Raw genomic sequence first — 25112 nt, forward strand, 5'->3', positions numbered from 1 at the left:
CATCGTCGAATGACAGTGGCTATGCCTCTTTTTCTCCTGAAAGTAAAACGGTTGCCCATTTCATCATAGACGGAGGTTTATTTGCGCAAATTATGCTGATCAATCAATCGGTTCTGTTCATCGGCAGTACGGGACTGATCCTGAATCGATTCATTCTTCCCGTTGCCGCCTCTGGCAACATTCTCAACAAAGCTGCGGAACTGTTGTTTCTGTTCTTCTTCCTGCTCATGGTTTTGGCTGTCGAATTGGTTGTTCTCTGCCATCATTCAAAGCCTCCTCTCAGACGGATTACCCATAGTATACCCGCCTCTGCCTAGATGAAACTTCATTTTTTAGAGGAGTTTAACCATAAACACTTTATTGAAAATACAAATTCGGACGACGGTCTTCAAAAACCGGAATGCGTCCTCTGACTTCATCCGTAAGACGGCAATCCAGCGTACCGGTCAGGATCATTTCCTGCTCATCCCCTTCGGCAATGACCTCACCCCACGGATCGATGATCATGGAGTGACCGAAAAAGTCCGTTTCTCCGCTGGTTCCTACTCGATTGCACGCAACGACATACATTTGGTTCTCGATCGCTCTGGCCATGAGCAGCGTTCTCCAATGATGCAGCCGCGGGTGCGGCCACTCCGCAGGCACAAACAGCACTTGAGCGCCGCTGAGTGCAAGGGTGCGGGACAGCTCCGGGAACCGTATATCGTAACAGATGGACGCGCCCGCTTTCAATTGTTCCAGCTCAAAGGTTACGGTATGCTGTCCGGCTTGCAAATGCTTCTCTTCATCCATCAGACGGAACAAGTGAATTTTAGAGTATTTGGCGATCTGCTCCCCGCTCCGGTTAAACACATACATGGTGTTATAAATCCGATCTTCGATTCGTTCGGCTACAGATCCGCCAACGACTTGGATGCGGTGTTTTCGCGCAAATTCACTCAGCATCCGCGAGGTTTCCTGCCCCATGGGATCGGCAAGCTCTTGAATCCGGTCCAGCGCATACCCCGTATTCCACATTTCCGGTAGTACTATGACGTCCGGCTTCATATCAGCCGCTGCGGCCTGCTCCATCATGCGGAGCATTTTATTCATATTAGCATTCACGTTTCCTATTTCAATATCAGCTTGGATAAGTGCGATATTCAATTGAGCCTTTGCTTCTCCAGTCATCTTGCAGCCTCCTGTTATTCCGGTTGAATCCAGCATCAGCGCCGCTGTGATCAATATATCAACGAACGGGCTATTTTACAGGGTTCATCCATTCTCCTTATGTCATCATCATAGCCTCCTCAAGCCTGCTGCCGCAACACCCAAGCTCCATTTCCCTCTATACACCCCTGATAAATCGTGTTAAATTAATCCTAATTGTTTTCGATATCAGCTGCATTCGAGTGTAATTAGATAACGGAGTGATGAAACTGCAATGAACAAAAAATTAAACGAATTCCAAATAGAGCCGGCCGAGATCATGTCCCAGCTGCCCACGCAATTTTTCGCGACCTTGGTCTCCAAGGTAAACCGCCAAGTGGCGCAGGGACACGATGTAATCAATCTGGGGCAGGGAAATCCCGATCAGCCCACACCGTCTCATATCATATCCAGCTTGAAAGAAGCGGCTGACAATCCGCAGTTTCACAAATATTCGCCTTTTACCGGCTTTTCCTTCCTTAAAGAAGCCATTGCGCATCGATATAAGGAAGACTACAATGTTGATCTCGATCCGGAGACAGAGGTAGCGATTCTGTTTGGAGGAAAAACAGGTCTCGTACAGCTGCCGCAAGTGCTTCTGAACCCGGGCGATGTATGTCTTGTCCCAGACCCCGGTTATCCGGATTACTGGTCAGGCGTTGCACTGGCCCGTGCCCAAATGAAATTCATGCCGTTAACCGCAGCTAACCGGTTTCTTCCCGACTATGGTGCGATCACATCTGCAGACCGAGAAAAAGCGAAGCTGATGTTCCTGAATTACCCGAATAATCCGACATCCGCCGTCGCTCCCCTGTCCTTCTACGAGGATACGGTGGCATTCGCCGCCGAACACGGGATCGTGGTAGCCAGTGATTTTGCTTATGGAGCGATTGGGTTTGATGGTGATCGTCCAGTCAGCTTTTTGCAGGCAGAAGGCGCCAAAGAAGTTGGCGTAGAATTCTACACCCTCTCCAAAACCTATAATATGGCCGGATGGCGTGTTGGCTTTGCCCTAGGGAACAAAAAAATCATCTCGCTGATCAATATGCTGCAGGACCACATCTACGTCAGCCTGTTCGGCGGCATTCAGGCTGCAGCGGCCACTGCTCTCACATCTTCGCAAAACTGCGTTGAAGAGCTGGTGGCACGCTACCAATCGAGAAGAGACACATTCTATGGCGCCCTGTCTAAAATCGGCTGGGAAGCCCAAAAACCAGCAGGCTCCTTCTTTAGCTGGCTGCCCGTACCGAAGGGCTTTACCTCGGTATCTTTTGCCGACCTGCTGCTTGAGGAGGCCAAGGTGGCGGTTGCGCCTGGTGTCGGCTTTGGCGATCACGGCGAAGGATATGTCCGCGTCGGCCTGTTAAGCAGCGAAGAACGAATGCGGGAAGCCGCCTCCCGAATCGGCAAGCTGAACCTGTTCGGTTAACCTAATTCCTTTTGAAAAAACAAAAACGATGTGCTATTCTTGCAGTAACAATTGAATGCAGTTTTCAAAAACGCAAAGACGGGACCAGTACGAAAGCATAGGACACGATGACCAGAGAGCGAATTCCATGGGCTGAAAGAATTTGCCGTGACCCCCTTTCCGAATCCTACCCCCGAGCGGCCTGGCTTGCCAGGACAGTGCCTTCTGTTACAGGGTTAAAGCCGGATGAGCTGCGCTCATCAACAAAGGTGGTACCGCGGAAGTTAAACTTTCGTCCTTTTTCATACAGGACGAAAGTTTTTTTATTTTCAGGAAATGGATTCGTTACAGCTATACCAACTAATCATATATACAAGGAAGTGATCACGATGCTATCCCGCATCGTCGTAAAAATTGGAAGCAGCTCCCTGACGACAGATGAAGGCGGACTTAATCTTGATTCTGTCGCCTTCTTTGCCGGAGAACTTGCCGCGCTCCGCAAGGCTGGTCATGAGGTTCTGCTCGTAACATCCGGCGCCGTCGCAGCAGGCTTTCGGGAGATCGGCTACGAGAGTAGACCCAAGCTACTACATGAGAAGCAAGCATCCGCCGCATTGGGCCAAGCGCTGCTGATGCGTGCATACCAGAATGCGCTGGCCTCCCATCAATTGAAGGCCGCGCAAATTCTGTTAACGAGAACGGACTTCGCGAACCGCAAACGCATGAACAATGCCAACATGACGATTACGGAGCTTCTGAAGCAAGGCGTTATTCCGATTATTAATGAGAATGATACCGTTTCGATTGACGAACTGAAATTTGGCGATAACGATACGTTATCCGCGCTGGTAGCGAACTTGGTCCGCGCCCAGCAATTAATCATCCTGACCGATATGGACGGTTTGTACACGGCTGATCCACGCAAGTCGCCGAATGCAACAAAATATGAGGAAATTGATGAAATCACGGGTGAGATTTACAGCATGGCAGGAGGCGCTGGCTCCAGCGTAGGTACAGGCGGCATGCGATCAAAAATCGATGCTGCCAAAATCGCCACCCGCGGCGGTGTCCCCGTCTTCATCGGAAAAGCCAACGAGACCGGGGATTTGCTTAAGGCGTTTAAGCATGCAGGCAAAGGAACTTATTTTGCCACCCACCTATCCTCCCTGCCGATGAAAAAGCAATGGCTCGGCTTTATGTCCTCGCCGTTAGGCCGGATCGTTGTTGATCCGGGCGCCGAGAAAGCGCTGATTCATGGAGGTCACAGCCTCCTTCCCGTTGGCATTAAACGGATCGAAGGCAGCTTCCATGCAGGGGACGTGGTAGAAGTCGTTAATATGAACAACGAAACGCTCGGCAGAGGGATCGTCAATTACGATGAGGACCAGCTGGAGGCCGTGCTCGGAATGCCAAGCAGTAAAGTGATCGGCATCATCGGGGAAATCCATCGACTTGAGGTCATTCACCGCGACGAATGGATCACGTTAAAATAACCGGATTGCCATAAACCAATTAGATATTTACTGATAACTCAAATAAGGAGGATTTATTATGAGTGAGGTACGCAACAAAGCCCAACTCGCCAAACAGGCAGCATTTCGTCTTGGCAGACTGAGCACGGAGGAGAAAAACCAGGCTTTGCTGATCATGGCAGACGCCCTGATCCAGCGGACAGCAGATATCATGGAAGCGAACGCGGAGGATCTTCGCCGTGGGAAAGAGCTCGGCACCTCTGCCTCCCTGCTGGACCGGCTGGCACTGAATGAAGCTCGAATCGAGGACATTGCCGAAGGATTGCGCCAAATCGTTAAGCTGCCGGACCCGATCGGCGACACCCTGGAAACGATCGACCGCCCGAACGGTCTGAACATCGTCAAGAAGCGCGTTCCCCTTGGCGTGATTGGCATCATTTATGAAGCACGTCCCAACGTGACCGTTGATGCAGCCGGGCTATGCTTGAAGACGGGCAATGCGGTCGTGCTGCGCGGTGGTTCATCCGCCCTCTCCTCCAACCGCAAAATCATCGAGGTGCTTCACGAAGCTATGGAACGCACCACACTGCCTAAAGATGCGCTGCAGCTTATCGAGGATCCGAACCGTTCCTCCGTGGATGAAATGCTGAAGCTCAACGGACTGCTGGATGTCATCATCCCGCGCGGTGGCAGCTCGCTGATCCAGAATGTTGTGATGAACGCCACGGTACCAGTCATCGAAACCGGAGCCGGGATATGCCATACCTATCTGGATGTTTCGGCAGCCCCGGACATGGCGGCCGCCATCAGTATCAATGCCAAGGTGCAGCGCCCTTCGGTCTGCAATTCCATGGAAACCCTGCTCGTCCATGCGGATTATGCCAAATCGCATTTGACTGCGCTGGCCGAAGCATTCCGTGAGCGTAATGTCGAGCTGCGCGGATGCCAGCGTACCCTGGATTACGTTCCGTGGGCTGCAAAAGCCACGTCTGATGATTACGCTACCGAGTATAACGACTATATTTTGAACCTTAAAATTGTGGATCACCTGGATGAGGCCATTGAGCATATTTCGATTTATGGCACCAAGCATTCGGAATGTATCGTTACGGAGAATAAGGATCATGCGCAGCGCTTCTTGCAGGAAGTAGACGCAGCCGCTGTCTATCATAACGCATCGACCCGCTTCACCGATGGCTTTGAATTTGGCTTCGGCGCCGAAATCGGGATCAGTACCCAGAAGCTGCATGCCCGGGGACCTATGGGGTTACCCGCGCTTACTTCCTCCAAATATGTTATTATCGGTAGTGGTCAAATACGCGAATAAATCATTCATCTAAAGCCATGAAGGAGGAAATAACGATGTGCCAATCCCCGCAGAACCGACCTTTAATAGATAAAGCAATTACCTTCTACGGCGCCGGCTCGATGGCCGAAGCGATCGTACGAGGATTAGTGAGCCGTTCTGTCGTGCTTCCGGAGAATATTACGATGCTCAACCGAAGCAATGTTCAGCGCCTTCAGGAACTGAGTGAGCGGTACGGCGTTCAGATCAACAATGACGATGCCGCTAAAATCGAAATACTAAAAACTTCGCCGGTGATCGTGCTTGCCATGAAACCGAAGGATGCTGCTAAAGTGCTGAAAGAACTGGGACCGAAGCTCTCAAGCGATCAATTAATCATCTCCGTAATCGCCGGATTATCGATTTATACGACACAGACGCTGCTTGGAAACCATCAACCCATTGCACGCACAATGCCGAATACCTCTGCCTCTATCGGACTTGGTTCCACAGGAATCGCGTTCTCGAAGGAAATCAGCGAAGAACAGCGCCAACTGGTCATGACTTTGTTCGAAGCTGTTGGTAATGTAACGGTCATTGAAGAAGAGAAGATGGATATCCTGACCGGTATATCCGGCAGTGGACCGGCTTACTTCTATTACATGATGGAAGCCATGACTGCCGCGGGGATTCGCGGCGGCCTGACGCAGGAGCAAAGTCGCGAGTTGACGCTCCAAACCATTCTGGGCGCGGCCCGGATGGTGCAGCAGACCGGAGAACAGCCTTCATCGCTTCGCGCGAAAATCACATCGCCGAACGGTTCAACACAAGCGGCCCTCGAAACGCTCGACAAAGGCGATTTCTTCGAAACCGTCATTGCCGCCGTAAACCGCTGCGCTGAGCGCTCCAAAGAAATGGGCGCCATGCTGAAGGAGCAGATCTCATGAGCCGCTGTATCGCAACGTACCGAATCTATGACGACCAGGCGGATTTTCGTAAGAAAGCAACTTCCATCGCCGTTGGCATGACGGTTGGCAGCTGGACCGAGCTGCCGCAAGCCAAGCGTGAAGCGATGCAGAAGCATCTTGGCGAAGTTGTTGACATTCAGGTACACGAGGGCTGGGAGCCAGGCAGTCGTTATGCGGATGTCAGCATTGCTTATCCGGATATTAATTTCAGCCGGGATATTCCTGCCCTACTGGTGACGGTATTCGGCAAAATTTCCATGGACGGACGCATTAAACTAACATCTCTGGACTTGTCTCCCGACTTCCTGAGTGCGTTTCCCGGACCGAAGTATGGCATCGACGGTATTCGCGATCTTCTTGGCGTCCATGACCGTCCGCTGCTCATGAGCATTTTCAAATCGGTGATCGGACTGAATGCGGACGAGCTTAGAGCCCAATTTATCCGTCAGGCGCTTGGTGGCGTGGATCTCATCAAAGATGATGAAATCCTGTTCGAGAACGACCTCACCCCGATTGAAAAACGGGTAAGCATGTGCATCCAGGCGTCTGCTGACGTTGAACAACAAACAGGCAAAAAGCTGCTCTATGCAGCCAATCTAACCGGCCGGACGTCACAGCTGCGTGAGCAAGCGCTGCGCGCTATTGATGCTGGCGCTAACGCCCTGCTCTTTAACGTGCTGTCCTATGGGTATGACGTTTTGCATGAGCTAAGCAGCGATCCGGATATCATCGTGCCTATCGCGGCTCATCCTGCACTTGCCGGCGCCATTTATCCTTCTCCATACTATGGAATAACGGCCCCGGTGCTGCTCGGCCAGCTGATGCGGATTGCCGGCGCGGATCTGGTGCTCTTCCCTTCTCCTTACGGATCTGTAACGATGCCAAGAGAAGAGAATCTGGCCATACGCGACGAGCTGCATAGCGCTAAACTTGGCGTGAAACGAAGCATGCCGGTACCATCCGCAGGAATTCATCCGGGACTCGTTCCACGCATCATCCGGGACTTCGGCACCGATGTGGTCGTTAACGCAGGCGGTGGAATCCACGGGCATCCGATGGGAACCGAAGCTGGCGGCAAAGCCTTTGTACAAGCGATTGAGGCAACGATGAAATCCGTGCCGCTCGCTCACTTTGCCGAAGAACACGAAGAGTTGAAAGCCGCACTGGACATCTGGGGAGGAGAAGTATGACATCTGGAGAGAAACAGCCGATCATTTTTTGCGATTTCGACGGAACCATCACGAACAACGATAATATTGTCGCCATCATGAAGCACTTCAAGCCAGAAGGCTTTGAGTCGATCATGCAGGATACACTTGACCGCACTATTTCTATTCGGGAAGGCGTAGGCCGCATGTTCGCCCTCTTCCCTTCCTCCATGAGAGAAGAAATTACCGATTATGTTCTAAGCCATGCAGGGATTCGGGAAGGCTTCAGTGCATTCCTGGATTATTTAAAATCCGAACAGATTGAATTTTACGTTACAAGCGGCGGCATCGATTTTTTTGTCGATCCTCTGTTGAAGCCCTTTGGCATTCCTGCAGACCATATCTTCTGCAACGGCTCCAATTTCGAAGGTGATCACATCGAGATAACTTGGCCTCATCCTTGCAAGGAATTCTGCCAGAACGACTGCGGCATGTGCAAGGTTACGGTGATGGGCCGTTTTCCGGCCGATCGGTATTACCGGATTCTGATCGGGGACAGCCTTACCGACTTCGAAGGCGCCAAACAGGCGGATCTGGTTTATTCCCGTTCCTCGCTCACTGAGCAGTGCAAGAAGCTTGGCGTTCATCATGTACCCTTCGAGACATTTACCGATATTCAGAACGACATGAGAGACAAGTTTAAACAGGAGGTGCTGTAAGTGGCATTTTCAGATATCCAGCTTGAACAGAAACAGGCTGCCCTGCGGGATCTCAGAGGAATCAAGGAACTGTTTGCTTCTAGAAACTGGTTCCCGGGTACCAGCGGTAATCTATCTGTCCGTGTTGGCGAGTTCAACCCAGAGCAGTTTTATTTTGCGGTGACAGCCAGTGGTAAAGACAAGTCGGTACATACGCCCGAAGATTATCTTTTTGTGGATCAGAACGGCGTACCTTGTGAAGCAACCGGTTTAAAGCCTAGTGCGGAAACTTTGATTCACTGCGAAATTTATCGCAAAACCGGCTGCGGCGCCATTTTCCATGTGCATACCATCGATAACAATCTGATCAGCGACTGGTATGGTGAACAAGGTTATGTCCCTACCCAAGGAATCGAGCTGATCAAGGCCTTTAACATTTGGGATGAGGACGCGGCGATTCGCATTCCGATCCTGCCGAACTATGCAGACATTCCGCGGATTGCGGAACTCGTTCCGGATGCGCTTGATCCGGCGGTACCCGGCATTTTGCTGCGCAACCACGGCATCTATGCCTGGGGCAAAAACGCGTTCGAAGCAAAGAAACATCTGGAGGCTTTTGAGTTTATATTCGAATACTCCTACCGTCGTCTGCTCTTGAATGCAGCCGGTTCCAAGGTGAATTAAATCCATATTTGCAGATACAGAGCTTGATCAGCCGGATGCACCGTGATCCAACGTCTTCAGTGTGCATCCGGCGTTATCTTTCCGTTAGGAGTGTATAGGGATGCTCGAAAGTTTAGCCATTGGCATCGTATTTATTTTGTATGGTTTGGTCCTCTTTTTGCTTCCGCCTAAAAGTTCCAAGAGCGTTTATGCTTATAAAACTACGTCATCTCTCAAAAATGAACGAAACTTTAAAGTTGCCAATGCCTATGTCAGTTTGCTGCTGATGATCTTTGGGGTCATCCTGCTGCTGATTGCCAGGCTTACCGGCCATTTCATGACCACCGGTATTGCGACCGTGATCGTCTTTATCCTAATATACATACTCGTTGAACGAAAACTAAAAAACCTGTAAAACGATTCCAAATCGTTTACAGGTTTTTTCTTTATATGGATTATAGCCGATTCTGCTGATGCTCCTTTAAAGAGATCGAAGGCGCAGGTACCTGATCCGGTGATGAATAAACATTGAAGATAAACAAACATGTCACAACAAATAGAGTAATGTACAACAGGTAATACAGATTCTTGGCCACGATATCTCCCTCCATATCTCGTTCATATCCATTTTGATTAGATCGGATCCACTTGATCCTCTTGATCCTATGGATGTAATTAACACCGCATATGTACAGCAGGCAGCTTCGCCTAACTGCTGCGATCTCTAATGATCACTTTGACTGCAGAAGGCACGGATAGCGTCACATCAAGTTGTGAGAAGGATCCCCGAAAAGTATAGCGCGGGGGATCATTCAGCTGGACATATAGAATGTTTCCCGACTGTTTAATCTGAATCATCGACGGCAACTCGGTCGTACTCCACATTTTGATATCTTCCGTCCGCAGGCTGCCAAAAATCAGCATCTCCTTCGAACTCGAAGCATCTTGTTGGATATTGTGGTTGTAACTGCCCTGAACAATGACTTTTTTAACCCCGTCCGGGATTGTTATCTTCTGATCCGGTAACGGAATCGTTTGCTGCACGGACATCGTCTCACGGCGAATCTGATCCAGTAAACCCGTCGCACTCAGCGCTCCCATGCTGATACAGCAGAAAGCCAGAAAACCGATGAAAAGAATGCTGAATATATCATACTTGACCCAACCGCGTCTCCGAAAAATCAGCGAGTAGCTGACGATCTCGGCACCTAACAGAACAAATACGATCGGCCACCATCTTGCGGCGGAGCTGTACACCTCTACCCCTTTCCAGGCGGAGGACAAGACAAGCAAGCCAAGCACGAGCAAGGAGAGTCCCATCGAGAGTGTACCCACTCTCCATTGTCGTGCAGGCTTCGATGGAGGGCTTCCCAGATCATAAATGGACATATCATTCGTTGTCGGTATCATAATATGAACGCCCTCCTCTCAATGCATCCTTTTTCGAGCCAGTCATCAGCTTGATTCCACCTCCGATGAGAAGTACGGCGATAATCGCGGTCTTCAAATAGGAACGAATACGGTAATCCAGCTGCAAATGAGGGAAATGTGTATCGATATAAGGCAACACCACGCTGGTAAATACGAAATAGATACCAAGTACGAGCAGTCCAAGCCCGAGCCAGCGCTGCTGATTCCCAAGGCCTGAGATGATCGGTCGATCACGCAGCGGCTCCCTGCCGTAACGGCTTACTTGCTGCAGACCGTCAAAGAATGCATAAAACCAGATCAGCGGAATCAAGAACAGAAACAGCGACAGCTTGAGTACATCCAGCACATAGATGCTGCCAAGAAATAGGACCATGAGCTGCAGTCCGCGTTTTTGCAATCCCAAATACATTTGACCCGCTCCGGGGAAGGCCGATAACAAGGTGGCAAACACTTTACTCCGCCGTCCGCTCTCCCTGCCGCTCTCGAGCTCATCAAACAGCGTGCGATCGAAAAGTAATTCTCCAGCTTGCTTGCGGTGAACCAGCTGAACCACATCAAACATACAATAGAGCCAAATGATGGGCAGCATGCCCAGGAACAGCAGGAATACCGATTCGTGAGTCAAGCCCGTCAAGAACAGCAGAATCGTCCCAAGTCCGAAGAATGCGATCAGGAACGACAACCCGCGCTGCATCAATCCCAGTTGAAAATGCCCCAAACCGGGAATGAAGGACAGCAGTATGGTATAAAAGCGTTCAGACTCATCACTCTTTTCCTGGCGAATCTCCATCGGCCGTCCATATTCATCGTGTATAATCGTTACAGGCGTATATCGGATTAAGGCAATTAGCAGGTCGAGCATGCTAATCCCCCAGATCATTAATGCTCCGAGAATTCCGAGCACAAAAGCCGCATCGGAAGCCGTCATGATCCCGAGCACAAATCCGCCAAACAAGCTACCGAAGAACAAGAACGGATATAGCAGGGCACGTCCCTTTCTCCCCCAATAATAATGGCCGAGGCCCGGAAGGACATTTAATATAAAGGCAAACCCTTTACTTTTTTGCGGTTGCACAAGGCATCTTCCTTTCATTTTTCTTATCGGGATAATAGCTGGTCAAGCCAGCCTGTTGTTTTTTCCACCCATTGTTTACTGTAAGAAGGTGTTTCGGATAATGGAACCTCACTGTTCATATCGCCGGGAAGAAGTCGGTCAAATGCCCCGGTGAAGAGGAACAGCATGGTAATGGAAGCGGCAATGGTGTAGTGAACGATCGCGCGTTCGTACCATCGCTTTGGACGTTCCTGAATCCGCAGCGGTGCTTTATGGGTGTAAGGCTTAATTTGTTCGTGTTCCAGCACCTGCTGGGTAAATGCTTCCGCGTCTGAGAGGCTAGGGAGTTCGGAATCAAGCTCCGCCAGTACCTGCATATAGATCTCCAGCACGCTGTCATCCAATAACATGAGCTCTTCATAAGAAGACCGTTCTTCTGCCGAGCCTTCTCCTCTAACATATCGTTCCGTCAGCATCTTAAGCTCGTTACCCTTTACGTTCATTTCCATTCCTCCTCCTTCCACGATTTCCGAATCCATTGTCTGGCCCGGTATAATTTCGATTCCACCGTCTTGACCGTGACATCCATCTCGGCTGCGATTTGTTCGTAGTTTTTCTCTTCCAAATAAAAAGCCGTTATAATGGCGCGGTGATTGTCCGGCAATTGTTTAATTTTCTCTCGAAGTTCCTCTCTTCTCTCCTTCTGTACGAGCAGAGAAACCACGTCTTCGTCCCGGGAAGGGAGTTTATCCAGCACTTCATCATGTTCGCCGTGCAGCTGCTCCGGCGGTTTACGGGAAAGCTTCCTCTTCATATCAATCGCTTTATTTAGCGTGATGCGTGTAATCCAGGTTTTAAACCCTTCAGATCGGTACTGGGGGAGAGCTTTGTATACTTGAATAAACACTTCCTGCGACGCATCTTCCGCTTCCTTGGCATCCCGCAGGACCGAGTATGCCGTATGGAACACGTGCTGGCTGTAATGGTTCACCAGTTCCCGAAAGGCTTCTTGATCCCCTTGCAGGATGCGCGTGATTAACGTTTCAGCATCAATAACTCTCCCCTCCTTCCCAAATACATAGACGTCAGCTTTGAAAGCTGCCCCTGCACTTTTTTCGAAAAAAAATTTTGGATAATATAAAAAAAAAGACCAATACAGCCTGTCCCATAGTCTGCCCATACCGGCGAAAACAAAAAAAGAACGTCTATCGACGCCCTTTGGAAAGTGACAGGATCATGCCGCTAAGAACAAATAGAACATTCATCACAAAATGCATAACCATCACGGGAACTAGACCTTTCGAACGAATAGTCACGCCATAGATAGATGGAATGAAGTCCATTGAACCCATACGATGGTGGCGATCATGATGATCAAGCAGGTGATAAATCCACCTGGGCGATTCGTTACTTGCAAGCTTTTCTCGCCCATTCTGTAACTCATATTATGATACCCTTCTATAATGACCGGATCAACTAGAGATTTGCACCTCATCTATTTCTAATGGCTCCACCACATTTAGCAGAAACGAACGCCCGCTCAAATATTCACGGATATAGGCTAGCGCATAGATTTGCTCACTCTTCAGACTTTCTGTTTCTCTTGGATTGGAGGCATGGTGGCTGTAGTTCTCCATCATAATCATGATGAAAAAGCACTCCAGAGACTGAATATAATCCGAGCCCAATTTCCGCACGCTTTCATATCCTTGCAGCACTTTAAATCGTTGGTTCGGAACAAGTGACAACATGACCGCTGCCAGATCGTAAAGAAAAAAACCGTAGCCACACCTACCGAAATCAATCGGGTGAGGAAGGCCACCTTCAAACACCACATTCCCCAGATGTAAATCGGCATGAATGAGTCCATAATTGCAATCATCAGTCTTCATCTGATCAAGCTGGGATAAAACCTTTTCAGCTGCGAGTTGATACAGTGACCATGAGACTTCTGACAAAAAAGTTCCTGCATATCGCTCCAACTTGGCGAGTGCTTCTCTATAGCTGTTCATCCCCCATATGGGTCTCCGGAAATCAGATGAACTTTCGAAGCCAAGTGCCACTTCATGTAGTCTGGCTATCAAGACACCTACCTGATATGCTTGATCTTCTGTAAGTCTTTCATGGGCATGCAGACCATCCACCCACTTCATCACGGTGACATAAGGAGATCTGAATCCATGCTCCGTACCGATTTTCAACATTCTTAATCCATTTGGAGTGGTTATACCTGACGGCACTTTGATACCTGCGGTAATAAGGGCATCCAGGAATTGAAGCTCCAGGTCTATTTCATTACTGGACCGTCGATCCGAATGAATTCTCAATAAGTATGTTTCATTTAAGTTGGTCCTAACTTGATATGTAATCGTGTCCGAAATACCGATAAACTCAATCTCAACCCATCTCAGGTTATACTGCTGAAGTGCCGATACCGCAACCCTCTTGGCCCTAGCGAGCAGCGCACACCGTTGTTCTTCTGTTGCAAGTTGAAAAAAATCATTCATGAACTCACCTCTGCTCTATCGTTTGAACGTTCTTCCAATGATTATAATTCCCCAGCATCTGCCCTTCCTATATAAGGATTGATTTAAAATGACTTTTATACATAAGAAAAAGCCACATCAGAATCGTTCCAATGTGACTTTGTATTACTTGTTTTTGGTATATACGATTTTCTTGATGGAATCGCAGGATAAACAAAATTGAGAAGAAAGCTGATCAATCGTAGCGCCCGACGCAAACAACTGCCGGATTTCCAGGTTTCTTTTCTTCAAATACACCCGGCTGCCCGAGTTTTCTCCCCATTTCTTGCGCAATCCTTCAGGTTTAGGGATGTACACCATCCCGCCCTGTACATATTTCTGTACTTCCTTCAACAGTTCCTCTGGAAGTATAATATCCGCGTTTATATATTTCATGGTAGCTCTGCTCCTTAAAATTAAAATAAAGGTTTTAAGGATGCAAAGTCCATTTAGATAAACGGCCTCTCTACACGAGGTAATCAGGCGGTAACTTTCTCATCGCTCCATGCAAACAACCGCCGTTGTTCATCAAATAGACTTTGCATAGAGCTCATTGTCAATCTTCCCATCATATTCAGGCCCTCCCTTCAAAATAATGACATTCCGACTGGTTATGACCATTATAACCGATGTTACGCGAAAAATCGAAGTGATCTGTCTCATCTACAAGCCGATTTCAAACCGCCAAGCTGGCAAACGACCGAAACATCTCCTCCACGGTGTCGAAGCAATAGGTTGGCTGGCATGCCGCCAGCTCTTCCTCGGAACCATAACCATAGCCTGCAGCGATGCTGTGTATCCCGCAGTTCCGGGCTCCAATCAGATCATGCTTCCGGTCTCCAATCATAACGGCTCCAGGCGTCTGAATACGGCACGTATCCAGAACATGTTGAATGATTTCGGTCTTGGCGGACCGGGTGCCGTCCAGCTCGCTTCCACACACCATGGAAAAATAAGCGGATAGCTGAAAATGCTCTAGAACCGTTTCGGCAAAATCCGTAGGTTTGGAGGTAGCGACATACAAGCGGCGCCCTTGGGATAACAGCAAATCCAATAATTCGCGTATGCCGCCATACACCTCATTCTCATAAAGGCCGGTGTCCTTGTAATATCCACGGTAGCTAAGAACGGCTTCCCATGCCTTGGCTTCACTAAAATGATATTTCTCTATGAAGGACGCCTGGAGCGGGGGACCGATAAAACATTCCAGCTCGGAAAGATCACTTACATTAATCCCATGTTTACCGAGTGCGTACTTCACGGCTTTCGTAATGCCTTCACGCGGATCCGTCAAAGTGCCATCCAAATCAAATAGAATATGATTGTATCTCATTCGATCATTCTCCTTCAAACATGATTCCTAAGCCAGATCCTTGATTTCCAGGAGATCCCTGATCGTATAAGCAGGTCGATGATGATCACTTAAAACGGCCCCCTGGCGATTATAATAACAAAAATCAATTCCGGCTCTCGTTGCTCCTTCATAATCATCCGTAAGCGAATCCCCTATGTACAGCACTTCGTCTGGACCCACTTCCAATTCCTGCAAAGCGAGTTCAAAGATCCGCGGGTCCGGCTTCCAGCACTTCACCTCATCCGAAATGATAAAGGAGTCAAAATAATGAAACAATCCTCCTGTTGTCAGGCGTTTACGCTGTGCTTCGCCAATGCCGTTAGATATCACCCCTAGCGTAACATCGCCATGCAGGTGTTCTAAAATAAGATCGGCATTCGGCTCCATATGGTTGGAACTGCAAAACAACCCCCAGTAGGTTTCTGAGATCTCCCGGAACTGACGAAATTCCCTCTTCAACCTCAGGAATGTGTCCGTGAAGGAATGCTCCAGCACCTGCCTGATATCGTGATTGTTCTGAATTCGGTTCATCCAATAATTAAAATTAATCGGTCCAAACGTGCTCCAAAATTCCTCCCACGTCAGTTCCTCATGCAGCCGGTAGTGCTCCAGGGCCTGCTGCATGCATTTCTGCTCACTTTGGTTGTAATCCAGCAGTGTGTTGTCCAGATCAAAAATAATCGCTTTATATCTCATTTTTCTCTCCCCTCACGTCCATCGGCTGTAAATAATTGAATTCGCTAACGTGGGGATATTCTCCTGCCATTGACAGCTCGTGGCTGCACATACCTGCCAACCAACCATCCCCAGAGCCAAAAAACAGACTCTGTGGGATCGATATTAATTAATAAAACTCTCTGCAATTTCAAGAACTTCCTCTTTCTTAAGAGCAACTTTATTATTTAACGATATATGATAATAAAGGTCATGCTGCTCATCCACCCAAGCCAGGCCCTGATTAAAATAAGCGTCCGCATATTTAACGTAAATCATCTCGTGGCCCTTCACGAGCACTTTTTCAACATGATCCGCTTCGGTAAAATGGATTTCCTGTTTGGGGTTCATTCTGCTACGTTTGGCTGCGATTACGCCAATCGAGGTCTCCATATCACTGCCTTTTACGTAAATTAGCGAAACGCTACTCACGCTTGGTGGTTTAATCTCCTTAATAAATACCTTTTTACTCGTAGTTGAAGCTTCTGCCTGTCTAATCAGCTCATTTTGAATATCATAATAAGCTTTCGTTGGCTCTCCCTCATGAAACAAATCGGAAAGATCAAGGTTAAAGGATAGGTAACCTTCATTAAATGAATACTCATTTAATAGCCGGGAAGGAACCTTCATATTAGGCATCCCGCGTTTCTTGGCTTCCTCTTGAAACACACCGAGCGCTCCAAGAGAAATGGAACCCGCTTCAAATTCGAGCAATGTATCCTTTCCGTATAACTCTTTCTTCAAGTCATTCATCTCTTGGTTATGTATATAATAGGCGATGGCTTGGCCCGGCAAAGCCGAGCGCCAGGCTAAACTTCTGGAAGCGGTATCGAGGGAATGCAATCGATCCTGCTTTTCTTGTAATTCCTTGGACACTTCAGGCTTAGGTTTGGTCTCCAGCACCACTTTTCCGTCTTCGCTGCGAATCTGTATCAGTTCGGTTGCGGCGTAAACTGTCACCGACAGCGAAGTCACTAGCAGCAGCGACGCTGCCATCACGAGTGGTCTTCTTAACATGTTGGGCTGAGGTTTCTTTGCGGGTAGGCAAGCAATCCGTTCCATGACTGCATCCCTGACATCAATGATATAATGGCTCTTTGGGTCCTGCTCTATCAGCTTTTCTTCCACGTCATTTCGTTTAACCTCCACTGTAGATCCCCCTCTCTGTCAACCATCCACTTTTTTATTTTTTGTATCAGGCGGCTGTAGCGTTTTTTGACCGAATCCTTGGTTTTATCGAGAATTAATCCGATTTCCGCAAAGCTTTTTTCCTCAAAAACCCGCAGAATAAGCAGGTTCCGCTCCTCCGGGGACAGCCTACGAAGAGCACGCTCCATGGACTCGCCAATGATATATTTTTGGGCCTCCTGCTCTGCGCTTGCCGCTTGCTCCTTATCCTCTCTCAACAAAGGTGCAATGCTATAGAAGAATCGTTTCCTTCGCAGCATATTTAGACAATGGTGATAAGCAATCTTGTATAACCATGAAGAAAAGGAGGTCTTTGGCTCATATGTCTCCAGCTTCTGATAAGCCTTGACCATAATCTCCTGCACGGCATCCTCCGCATCCTGCCGCTGGTTCAATAGTCTCCAGCAATACATGAAAATCTGCTGTTGATACGCCTCGACGATATGTACAAAGGCTTGCCGATCCCCGTTTAAAACTTGTTCTATGGATTCTTCTAGGCGCAAGTCTTTAGCCCCTGAATTCATTGGTTGAAAGCTCACTCCGTTATTCCCCCTTTCATCAGCAATCCATTGTTCAGGTGCCTTCATAAGCTTTAACACATGGCAGCGGAATAAAGGGACATCTTTTTTAAATACGGATTGTAGTTATTTTTGAATAGCTGCTTCTAATGCACCTTCCATCATGAACCAGATGGCTTGGAAAGGGAATGCAGAATATTGCACATAAAATAGCCCCACAAAGTGGAGCCTATGCTTTGATGCTTATTCCAAATACTTTGCGGGGACCCCAAAAACATATAAATGCGATTAAAGAATTGCTTTTGCTCCGCTGAAAACTTATACATTCTCTAATCTAAAAAAGCACGCCCATAAGGACGTGCTTCTCATCTATCTTCCGATATTTCTGAATTTCTGCGTATAGGCCTTGGCATCCTGTGCGGTACGCACCCGATTGCGGCTCCATTCAAGCAGGATCCGGTCAATGTAGCGGAAATGCAGTTTGCCCGCAAACACCGCTTCTTTCAGAGCCAAGAGGATCAACTCGTCCGGATAGCGATCCGCATCAACCCAGCCGGAGATCGTTTCCAGCTCCATGGGCGATAACGGACGGCCAAACTCTTTTTCGAAAATGGTGAACAAATTCCGCTCTTCCTTCTCAGGAACGGGATTCCCCGATGCAGTTGATTTGTCGGTAGCAGGACGGGCATTCAACAGCGGAGACGCAAACTTGGTTCCATCAGGGGTCTTTTCCTTGTGCTCTTCAGCCAGGCACGAAGCAAGCTTTTCATACAATCCGTGGAGATTGTAGCGCTCGTAATGAATCCCCTGTGTTTCGTCCACATACTCATCAATTCCGATCAGCCCTACCTTCATCAAGCGCTGCAAGCTGGTAGCGATGAATCCGGTGGGAGCCCCCGTCACTTCCGCAAGCTCCTCCAGCGAAGGAAACGTCTTGAACTCCACCTGCTGATAACCAATCAAATGGATCACCAGCATGGCTTCACGGTCGCTTAACCCAAGTGACCGGTAATGCCGGAGCAAGGCGTAAGGAATGATCGCCATTCCTTCGCTCATGCCGGCAGCGGCGCCGGCCGTCCAGCCATTCACATCCGTGTCCACGTTACCGTCGTGGTCCATAGACTTACCTCTCACGGCTTACGGATACAACCGGTACAGGGTCCGTGGGAACGGAATCGTTTCACGCACATGGTCCAAGCCGCAAATCCAGGCAACGGTACGCTCAAGACCTAAACCGAAGCCGGAATGAGGCACGGTGCCGTATTTACGCAAATCCATATACCATTGATAGGTTTCCATCGACAGATCATGCTCCTTGAAACGCTCTTCAAGCAGCTGTGGATCGTCTATCCGCTGCGATCCGCCAATAATCTCGCCATAACCTTCCGGAGCGATCATATCCGCACAAAGTACGACTTCCGGACGATTCGGATCCGGCTTCATATAGAAAGCCTTGATTCCCGCCGGGTAATGCGTAATAAAGACCGGTTTGTCATACTTCTCAGCAATAGCTGTTTCGTGTGGCGCGCCAAAGTCTTCACCCCAAGGGATATCAAAATCTTGCGTATGCAGGAATTCAATAGCCTCATCGTACGTAATCCGCGGGAATGGTGCCTGGATCGCCTCCAGCTTCGAAATGTCGCGACCGATCGTTTCAAGCTCCTGGCGGCAGTTTTTAACCACGGATTGCACCACATGACTAATGAACTGCTCCTGCACGCGAAGGCTCTCCTCATGGTCTGTGAAGGCCATCTCAGGCTCAATCATCCAGAACTCGATCAGGTGACGGCGGGTTTTGGACTTCTCGGCACGGAACGTCGGCCCGAAGGAGTATACCTTACCGAGCGCCATGGCGGCAGCTTCCATGTACAACTGTCCGCTCTGGGTCAAATAGGCATCCTCATCAAAATACTTCGTGTGGAACAGGTTGGTTGTACCTTCCGCGGACGTTGGGGTCAAAATCGGCGGATCCACAAGCGTAAATCCGTTGGTATCAAAGTAATCTTGAACCGCACGGATAATTTCAGCACGGATCACCATGATCGCACGTTGTTTCTGTGTACGAAGCCACAGATGACGATGGTCCATCAAATAATCGACACCATGCTCTTTAGGCGTAATCGGATAGTTTTCCGTAAGATGTATAATTTCAATGCCGGTAACCGTCATCTCATAACCCGATTGGCTCCGCGGCTCTTCACGTATAACACCCGTCACATACAAAGAGCTTTCTTGTGTCAGGCTTTTCGCGTCATCCCATACTTGTTCGGATACTTCGCTCTTCACAACAACACCCTGGATATATCCGGACCCATCGCGAAGCTGCAGGAATTGAATCTTCCCGCTGGAACGCTTGTTGTTGATCCAGGCGCCGATTGTGACGGTCTCACCGACATGCTGGTTGACGTTACGAATCACACTTTTGGTGGCCATGCTTAAATCTCTCCCTTATATCACTACTATTTAACGGTTGGAAGCTTGTACGATACGATGCGTATCCCGAGCAATAACCAGTTCTTCGTTGGTAGGGACCACAAGTACCTCGACCTTCGAATTCGCCGCAGAAATACGGCGTGGCTCGCCGGAACGAATGCTGTTCAGCTCCTCATCCAATTCTACTCCGAGATAGGTAAGCTGCTCAAGCACTCTTTGACGAAGGACGATCGAATTCTCGCCGACGCCCGCAGTAAATACAATGACATCCACGCCATTCATGGCAGCAGCGTAAGACCCGATGTATTTACGAACACGATACTCATACATTTCAAAGGCCAACGTGGAGCTCGGATCGCCTTTTTCCATGCCTTCCGTAATCTCACGCATATCACTGCTGATTCCGGAGATCGCCAATAGTCCGCTATGCTTGTTCAGCATGGAGTTCACTTCATTGACGGTCAGCTCTTCCTTGTTCATTACAAACGGTACGATTGCCGGGTCCAAATCACCGCTGCGCGTACCCATCATGAGCCCTTCCAGCGGGGTCATCCCCATGGAAGTGTCGATGGATTTCCCGCCTTTTACTGCTGTCAGGGAAGCACCGTTACCGATATGGCAGGTAATGATCTTCAGATCCTCCAGTGGCCGGTTCAGGAATTCTGCCGCTGCCTGGCTGACATAGGCGTGAGATGTACCGTGCGCACCGTAACGACGTACTTTATATTTATTATAAAGTACTCTCGGAATAGCGTACAGGTATGATTTCTCCGGCATCGTCTGATGGAACGCCGTATCAAATACAACGACCTGCGGAACGCCCGGCATATTGGTTTCTGCTGCCTTAATCCCCATCATCGATGCGGGATTGTGCAGCGGAGCCAAATCGAACAAGCGACGGATTTCCGCTTTGGCATCACTGTCAACGAGCGCGGATTCTTTAAAAGATTCCCCGCCGTGCACTACGCGGTGTCCAACGGCCTGAATGCTTTCGATAGAATCGATCACACCGTGCTCCTCGTTTGTAAGCATGCCCAGCACTTTGCGGATCGCCGTGGTATGCTCCAGAATTTCGCTGACTTCCGTAACATCCTGTTTTCCCGTCGGCTTATGCGTCAGAATCGAGGAATCCATACCGATCCGCTCAACCAAGCCTTTTGCCAATACGGATTCATCCGTCATGTTGTACAGTTGATACTTCAGTGAAGAACTACCTGCATTAATTACGAGAATATTCATACCCGGTCACCATCCTTATCGTACTTGAAAAAGCCTTCTCCGGTTTTGACGCCCAGTTGCCCTGCGCGGACCAGTTTCTTCAAGACAATCGATGGACGGTATTTCAGTTCGCCGTACTCGCGGAACATGCGTTCCAGCGCAGCGAGGATGGAATCCAAGCCGAAACGGTCGGCCATCTCAAGCGGTCCATGCTGGAAGTTATATCCGATTCTCATCGCGTCATCGATATCTTCCGCCGAAGCCACGCCTTCCTGCAGCAGATGCATCGCTTCGTTGATCATGAGGGTAATCATGCGGGTTGTAACGAAACCTGGAGACTCATACACCATGATGCCTTTTTTATCCGAAACTTCTTCAACAAAGCGTTTTGTTTCTGTAAACGTATGTTCCGAAGTTTTCAGGCCGCGGATGATTTCAACAAGGTCTACCTTGGAAACAGGATGAATGAAGTGCATGCCAATAACACGCTCAGGATATTTGGTAGAGCTGGCGAGCTCCGTCAAACTAAGCGTGGATGTATTACTTGCTAATATCACATGGCTCGGACATACTTGATCGAGCTGTGTAAATACTTCTTTCTTCGCTTCCAAGTCCTCTATAATGGTCTCAATCACCATATCGCAGGTGCTAAGCTCGGCAAAATGAGTTACTTTTTGAATCCGGTTCAGTATAAGTTTCTTCTCTGCTTGCGTAATTCCCCACTTCTCCAGTTGTTTATCTAGACTGGTCTCAATCATTCGGTATGAATAGTCCAGTTTCTCTGGAGTTTTCTCTACGAGCAGTACGTCAAGACCTTTTGCAGCCAGCATCTCCGCAATGCCCTGCCCCATGGTCCCGCCGCCTACAACGCCGATTTTTTTGAAGTACATGGTTTCTACTCCACCCTTTCCATTATCTCTATACTTTATTGTACCCCTATTTGTCGAAAAATACAGTTTAGAGCACAAAGTATAATCATATCTTAGCACGACAAAAAAGTAAAAAAAAATGACCAGCATAACAATTTATGCTGGTAAAAGCGCGTTTTCACGAAATTGACAACGAAATTGTTCCCCAGAGAGGATTTCTTCCTTTAAAAGGATATCAAGAGAATTGTCGAATATTGGCCGTTTTTGTCCTAAGAGATTCTTAGTGCGGTTCATTAACTCTTCCAAAATCACATTATTCTCTTTCATTAACTCTTCAGTTGTTACCATATTCATGTTAACAATGCCCAGCGACGTCAAACCCGACTTCATCATCGTCTCCACGATGTTCAGCGATTGCTCAAAGTCATTGCTTGAACCTGTGCTTCGACCCCCGTAAAAGATCTCTTCGGCGGCCGCACCGCCAAGCGCGATCATAATTTGCTCTTCCAGGAAGGATTTTGTGTACAGATATTGTTCCTCCTGCGGGTTATGACGAACATAACCAAGTGCCTTACCACGCGGGCTGAGGGCAACTTGTTTCACACTGCCGGGACGCACAAGCTCTGCCATGATAGCATGTCCCAATTCATGGATGGCAACGCGCTTCTTCTCTTCCAAATTCGATTCGCGATCAGAACGCTCACCCATCATGACCTTGTCAATCGCCATGGCTAAATGACGCTGATGGATAAACTGCTCATTCTCACGCATCGTATAAATGGCCGCTTCATTCATGACGCTCTCAAGCTGTGCACCCGAGAAGCCGTAAGCTTCCTCGGCGATTTTCTCCAAGTCAACATCTTCATGCAGCGGCTTATTACCCGCATGCAGATTCAAGATATGAGTGCGTCCCTTCTTATCCGGAAGATCTACTTGAATATGACGGTCGAATCGGCCTGGACGCAGCAGTGCGCTATCCAGCATTTCTTTACGGTTTGTTGCTGCGATAACCAGAATGCGAGGAGTATCCTGTGAATAGATGCCATCCATCTCGGTTAGTAGCTGATTCAGTGTCTGGTCGTACTCGCGCTGCTGGCCGCCTTCGCGTTTACCGCCAATGACATCGATCTCATCGATGAAAATGATGGCGTTTTGTTTGTTTTCTTTTGTCGCACGATTCCGGGCATCCTTAAACAAATCCCGGATGCGCCCCGCACCAACACCGACGTACATCTCAACAAATTCACTGCCGGATGCAGCAACAAAGATCGAATCCGTATAATGGGCAGCGGCTTTCGCCATCAACGTCTTCCCTGTTCCCGGAGGCCCGGTTAGGAGAATGCCCTTCAATGGACGAATGCCGAATTTCTTAATGTCTTCATGACGAATCAGAAAATCCAATGCTTCTCGCAGTTCTTGTTTAGCATTATCCTGCCCGCCGATTTCTTCGAACGTCAGCTTGGCAGGTCCGCTCTTTTTCCGCTTGCGCTCATTCCCTGCGCCTACAGCAATACCGCCTTTCATTTTAGCGATAAACAACAAGCCGCCTACAAGTCCTGCAGCGATGAGCAAGGGCACGATGTTCACACCGACAAATACAAGGAATACCAGTAATACGGGAATAAAGCCTAACATGATTTCTTTAGCTAATTTAGGCATGATTCCACACCTCCATGCTGCCAGGCTGACGCGGCAAGATTATAAATTTACCAGACTTGCCGTCTGACAAGCTGACATAGACATTGGTGTCATCGATGGTTGCTTTTGCTTTCAAATTCGGAGACTGGGCAGCAAGCTGCTCGAGCGATGATTGAATATCAGTATACTGCTTATTATCCATTGCTTCGGCGACTGAGAGCATGGCCTTCTCCCACCATTGATCCAGTGCTTCCGAGGAATGGTCCTCCACCTGGATTTTCAATTCCCGCTTGCCAATCACAGACTTGCCTTCCTTCTTAATATGCTGAACCAAACCTTGTAAATTTGTATCTGGAGCCAAATCGAGATTCAAAGTAACGGTATTCTGTTTAATATCTATATGAGAATCCTTCACGCCGTCATATTGCGACACAACATTTGCCAGCGGATTTTGCAAAGCCATCTGCCGATACAGAAACCATCCGCCAAAGAGAACCGATGCTGAGATCACGACAGTCAGCATGATAGGTACAATGCGTAGTTTCATGAAGTTCCTCCTTCATTTCCTATATGAAATTTTGTCTATCATTTTGTGACACAATAGTACATATAACAACGATATATTTCGATGCATGTAATTTATATGCTCGTTTTGTACAAGTACGAGTATATCACATCTTATATACTTTTTCATGCATGTCTGTGAAAATATTTAGAACAGTTTTTCCATATTCTTTCTGAATGCGCTTACATGTTGGAGAAAAAGAGAGGCACCCTATGAATTTTAAAGGGCGCCTCGCTTACTGCATTTTTATTGATTTGGAAGAATAATGTCATTCCCGATGGTGTTACCATCTTGAAAACGATAAAACCGATAGCCGCGCTGACCGTTGTGTTCATACTGCAGCTGCCATGCATACTCGCCCTCATACATTCCAGGCAGCAACCGCTTAATTTCAACGCCAGGCAATTCGTTATAGATCTGATCCCGCATCTGGGCTTCTGACATTCCCGTTTTCAATAAAACGGACTGGACAGCGTCAGCACCTTCAACAGGTACGTTGTCATCCGTAAATTTCACCCATACCATACGATCTTGATTGTCTTGATCCTTCCCGCTTACCACCCAATAGTTATTATCCTCGCCCCACACCGATTTATAGGTCTTCCCGGACGTAACCAATTGGCCATGCTGCTTCGCGGCAACAATTGCCATTCTTTCTTCATTCCAAGTATCTTTCATAACATATGAATAATAGAGCTGTAAACCAAGCAGCAACAGCAGCACGATGGACACACTCAGCAAAATCCACTTCGTTTTTTTCTTCAAATCCGTCTTC

The 25112-nt window shown here is 48.4% G+C and carries 28 protein-coding genes; 8 read left to right on the forward strand and 20 right to left on the reverse strand.

Translation table 11 applies throughout. The annotated features are described in order from the left end of the window. Positions 1-77 precede the first annotated feature (77 nt). Both AB4124_RS09270 and AB4124_RS09275 read right to left on the reverse strand, forming a co-directional pair. Positions 78-266 (reverse strand): hypothetical protein, encoded by a 189-nt coding sequence (locus AB4124_RS09270; RefSeq protein WP_379414567.1) that lies wholly within the window; start codon positions 264-266, stop codon positions 78-80. A gap of 91 nt (positions 267-357) precedes the next feature. Then, positions 358-1170, reverse strand: a complete 813-nt coding sequence (locus AB4124_RS09275) for a carbon-nitrogen family hydrolase (protein WP_441972527.1) — start codon at positions 1168-1170, stop codon at positions 358-360. A 253-nt stretch (positions 1171-1423) separates the two neighbouring features. On the opposite strand from AB4124_RS09275, the gene AB4124_RS09280 reads away from it, so the two are divergent. The 8 genes from AB4124_RS09280 to AB4124_RS09315 all read left to right on the forward strand — a co-directional run bounded on the left by AB4124_RS09280 (position 1424) and on the right by AB4124_RS09315 (position 9245). Beyond that, the gene (locus AB4124_RS09280; RefSeq protein WP_430113116.1) at positions 1424-2617 is read left to right on the forward strand and encodes a pyridoxal phosphate-dependent aminotransferase; all 1194 of its coding nucleotides are present in this window, start codon (positions 1424-1426) and stop codon (positions 2615-2617) included. A 368-nt stretch (positions 2618-2985) separates the two neighbouring features. After that, a complete protein-coding gene (gene proB / locus AB4124_RS09285; protein ID WP_441972529.1) occupies positions 2986-4089 on the forward strand; it encodes a glutamate 5-kinase in 1104 nt (367 codons plus the stop codon). Between the two features lie 58 nt (positions 4090-4147). Further along, positions 4148-5395, forward strand: coding sequence for a glutamate-5-semialdehyde dehydrogenase (locus tag AB4124_RS09290; protein ID WP_076321019.1), 1248 nt, complete (start codon positions 4148-4150; stop codon positions 5393-5395). Between the two features lie 35 nt (positions 5396-5430). After that, the gene (gene proC, locus AB4124_RS09295; RefSeq protein ID WP_441972531.1) at positions 5431-6300 is read left to right on the forward strand and encodes a pyrroline-5-carboxylate reductase; all 870 of its coding nucleotides are present in this window, start codon (positions 5431-5433) and stop codon (positions 6298-6300) included. Further along, positions 6297-7511, forward strand: coding sequence for a 2,3-diketo-5-methylthiopentyl-1-phosphate enolase (locus tag AB4124_RS09300; RefSeq protein WP_441972533.1), 1215 nt, complete (start codon positions 6297-6299; stop codon positions 7509-7511). The genes proC and AB4124_RS09300 overlap by 4 nt, the downstream gene beginning before the upstream one ends. Continuing rightward, positions 7508-8188, forward strand: a complete 681-nt coding sequence (locus AB4124_RS09305; RefSeq protein ID WP_441972535.1) for a 2-hydroxy-3-keto-5-methylthiopentenyl-1-phosphate phosphatase — start codon at positions 7508-7510, stop codon at positions 8186-8188. Before AB4124_RS09300 ends, AB4124_RS09305 begins: the two co-directional genes overlap by 4 nt. Continuing rightward, the gene (locus AB4124_RS09310) at positions 8189-8851 is read left to right on the forward strand and encodes a methylthioribulose 1-phosphate dehydratase (RefSeq protein WP_441972537.1); all 663 of its coding nucleotides are present in this window, start codon (positions 8189-8191) and stop codon (positions 8849-8851) included. 100 nt (positions 8852-8951) lie between these two features. Beyond that, positions 8952-9245, forward strand: coding sequence for an SdpI family protein (locus AB4124_RS09315; protein WP_339292998.1), 294 nt, complete (start codon positions 8952-8954; stop codon positions 9243-9245). A 293-nt stretch (positions 9246-9538) separates the two neighbouring features. Here the strand turns inward: AB4124_RS09315 and AB4124_RS09320 are convergent, their stop codons facing one another. The 18 genes from AB4124_RS09320 to AB4124_RS09405 all read right to left on the reverse strand — a co-directional run bounded on the left by AB4124_RS09320 (position 9539) and on the right by AB4124_RS09405 (position 25102). Further along, complete coding sequence (locus AB4124_RS09320; protein WP_441972539.1) at positions 9539-10240, reverse strand: hypothetical protein; 702 nt, start codon at positions 10238-10240, stop codon at positions 9539-9541. Further along, positions 10221-11336 carry a hypothetical protein gene (locus tag AB4124_RS09325; protein ID WP_441972541.1) on the reverse strand — a complete coding sequence of 372 codons (1116 nt, stop codon included), beginning with the start codon at positions 11334-11336 and terminating at the stop codon, positions 10221-10223. Before AB4124_RS09325 ends, AB4124_RS09320 begins: the two co-directional genes overlap by 20 nt. 23 nt (positions 11337-11359) lie before the next feature. Further along, positions 11360-11818 carry a hypothetical protein gene (locus AB4124_RS09330; RefSeq protein ID WP_441972542.1) on the reverse strand — a complete coding sequence of 153 codons (459 nt, stop codon included), beginning with the start codon at positions 11816-11818 and terminating at the stop codon, positions 11360-11362. Further along, positions 11815-12495, reverse strand: coding sequence for an RNA polymerase sigma factor (locus tag AB4124_RS09335; RefSeq protein ID WP_441972544.1), 681 nt, complete (start codon positions 12493-12495; stop codon positions 11815-11817). The genes AB4124_RS09330 and AB4124_RS09335 overlap by 4 nt, the downstream gene beginning before the upstream one ends. 132 nt (positions 12496-12627) lie before the next feature. Further along, positions 12628-12759 carry a hypothetical protein gene (locus AB4124_RS09340; RefSeq protein ID WP_441972546.1) on the reverse strand — a complete coding sequence of 44 codons (132 nt, stop codon included), beginning with the start codon at positions 12757-12759 and terminating at the stop codon, positions 12628-12630. 28 nt (positions 12760-12787) lie between these two features. Next, positions 12788-13822, reverse strand: a complete 1035-nt coding sequence (locus tag AB4124_RS09345) for a phosphotransferase enzyme family protein (protein ID WP_441972548.1) — start codon at positions 13820-13822, stop codon at positions 12788-12790. Positions 13823-13966: 144 nt separating this feature from the next. Next, positions 13967-14236, reverse strand: coding sequence for a CD3324 family protein (locus tag AB4124_RS09350; protein WP_071218363.1), 270 nt, complete (start codon positions 14234-14236; stop codon positions 13967-13969). Positions 14237-14516: 280 nt separating this feature from the next. Next, positions 14517-15173, reverse strand: a complete 657-nt coding sequence (locus AB4124_RS09355) for an HAD family hydrolase (RefSeq protein WP_441972550.1) — start codon at positions 15171-15173, stop codon at positions 14517-14519. A gap of 27 nt (positions 15174-15200) precedes the next feature. Then, positions 15201-15890, reverse strand: a complete 690-nt coding sequence (locus tag AB4124_RS09360) for an HAD family hydrolase (protein WP_441972551.1) — start codon at positions 15888-15890, stop codon at positions 15201-15203. A gap of 144 nt (positions 15891-16034) precedes the next feature. After that, positions 16035-17057 carry a DUF4367 domain-containing protein gene (locus AB4124_RS09365; protein ID WP_441972553.1) on the reverse strand — a complete coding sequence of 341 codons (1023 nt, stop codon included), beginning with the start codon at positions 17055-17057 and terminating at the stop codon, positions 16035-16037. Further along, a complete protein-coding gene (locus AB4124_RS09370; protein WP_430113095.1) occupies positions 17021-17635 on the reverse strand; it encodes an RNA polymerase sigma factor in 615 nt (204 codons plus the stop codon). The genes AB4124_RS09365 and AB4124_RS09370 overlap by 37 nt, the downstream gene beginning before the upstream one ends. Positions 17636-17983: 348 nt before the next feature. Continuing rightward, the gene (locus AB4124_RS09375; RefSeq protein WP_441972556.1) at positions 17984-18733 is read right to left on the reverse strand and encodes a DnaD domain-containing protein; all 750 of its coding nucleotides are present in this window, start codon (positions 18731-18733) and stop codon (positions 17984-17986) included. An 18-nt stretch (positions 18734-18751) separates the two neighbouring features. Continuing rightward, positions 18752-20047, reverse strand: a complete 1296-nt coding sequence (gene asnS / locus AB4124_RS09380) for an asparagine--tRNA ligase (RefSeq protein WP_076321005.1) — start codon at positions 20045-20047, stop codon at positions 18752-18754. A gap of 30 nt (positions 20048-20077) precedes the next feature. Then, positions 20078-21286, reverse strand: a complete 1209-nt coding sequence (locus AB4124_RS09385; protein ID WP_076321004.1) for an acetate/propionate family kinase — start codon at positions 21284-21286, stop codon at positions 20078-20080. Next, positions 21283-22155: a 3-hydroxyacyl-CoA dehydrogenase family protein gene (locus tag AB4124_RS09390; RefSeq protein ID WP_100536353.1), complete on the reverse strand. Its 873-nt coding sequence runs from the start codon at positions 22153-22155 to the stop codon at positions 21283-21285. The genes AB4124_RS09385 and AB4124_RS09390 overlap by 4 nt, the downstream gene beginning before the upstream one ends. A 135-nt stretch (positions 22156-22290) precedes the next feature. Further along, positions 22291-23793: an AAA family ATPase gene (locus AB4124_RS09395; protein WP_430201667.1), complete on the reverse strand. Its 1503-nt coding sequence runs from the start codon at positions 23791-23793 to the stop codon at positions 22291-22293. Next, on the reverse strand, positions 23786-24319 hold the full coding sequence (locus AB4124_RS09400; RefSeq protein ID WP_076321001.1) for a hypothetical protein: 534 nt from the start codon (positions 24317-24319) through the stop codon (positions 23786-23788). The genes AB4124_RS09395 and AB4124_RS09400 overlap by 8 nt, the downstream gene beginning before the upstream one ends. Before the next feature lie 264 nt (positions 24320-24583). Then, positions 24584-25102: a cell wall elongation regulator TseB-like domain-containing protein gene (locus AB4124_RS09405; RefSeq protein WP_441972560.1), complete on the reverse strand. Its 519-nt coding sequence runs from the start codon at positions 25100-25102 to the stop codon at positions 24584-24586. Between the last annotated feature and the right edge of the window lie 10 nt (positions 25103-25112).

Origin of the sequence: Paenibacillus sp. 2KB_20, from assembly GCF_052115765.1 — a bacterium.
Taxonomy (GTDB): Bacteria; Bacillota; Bacilli; order Paenibacillales; family Paenibacillaceae; genus Paenibacillus_AQ.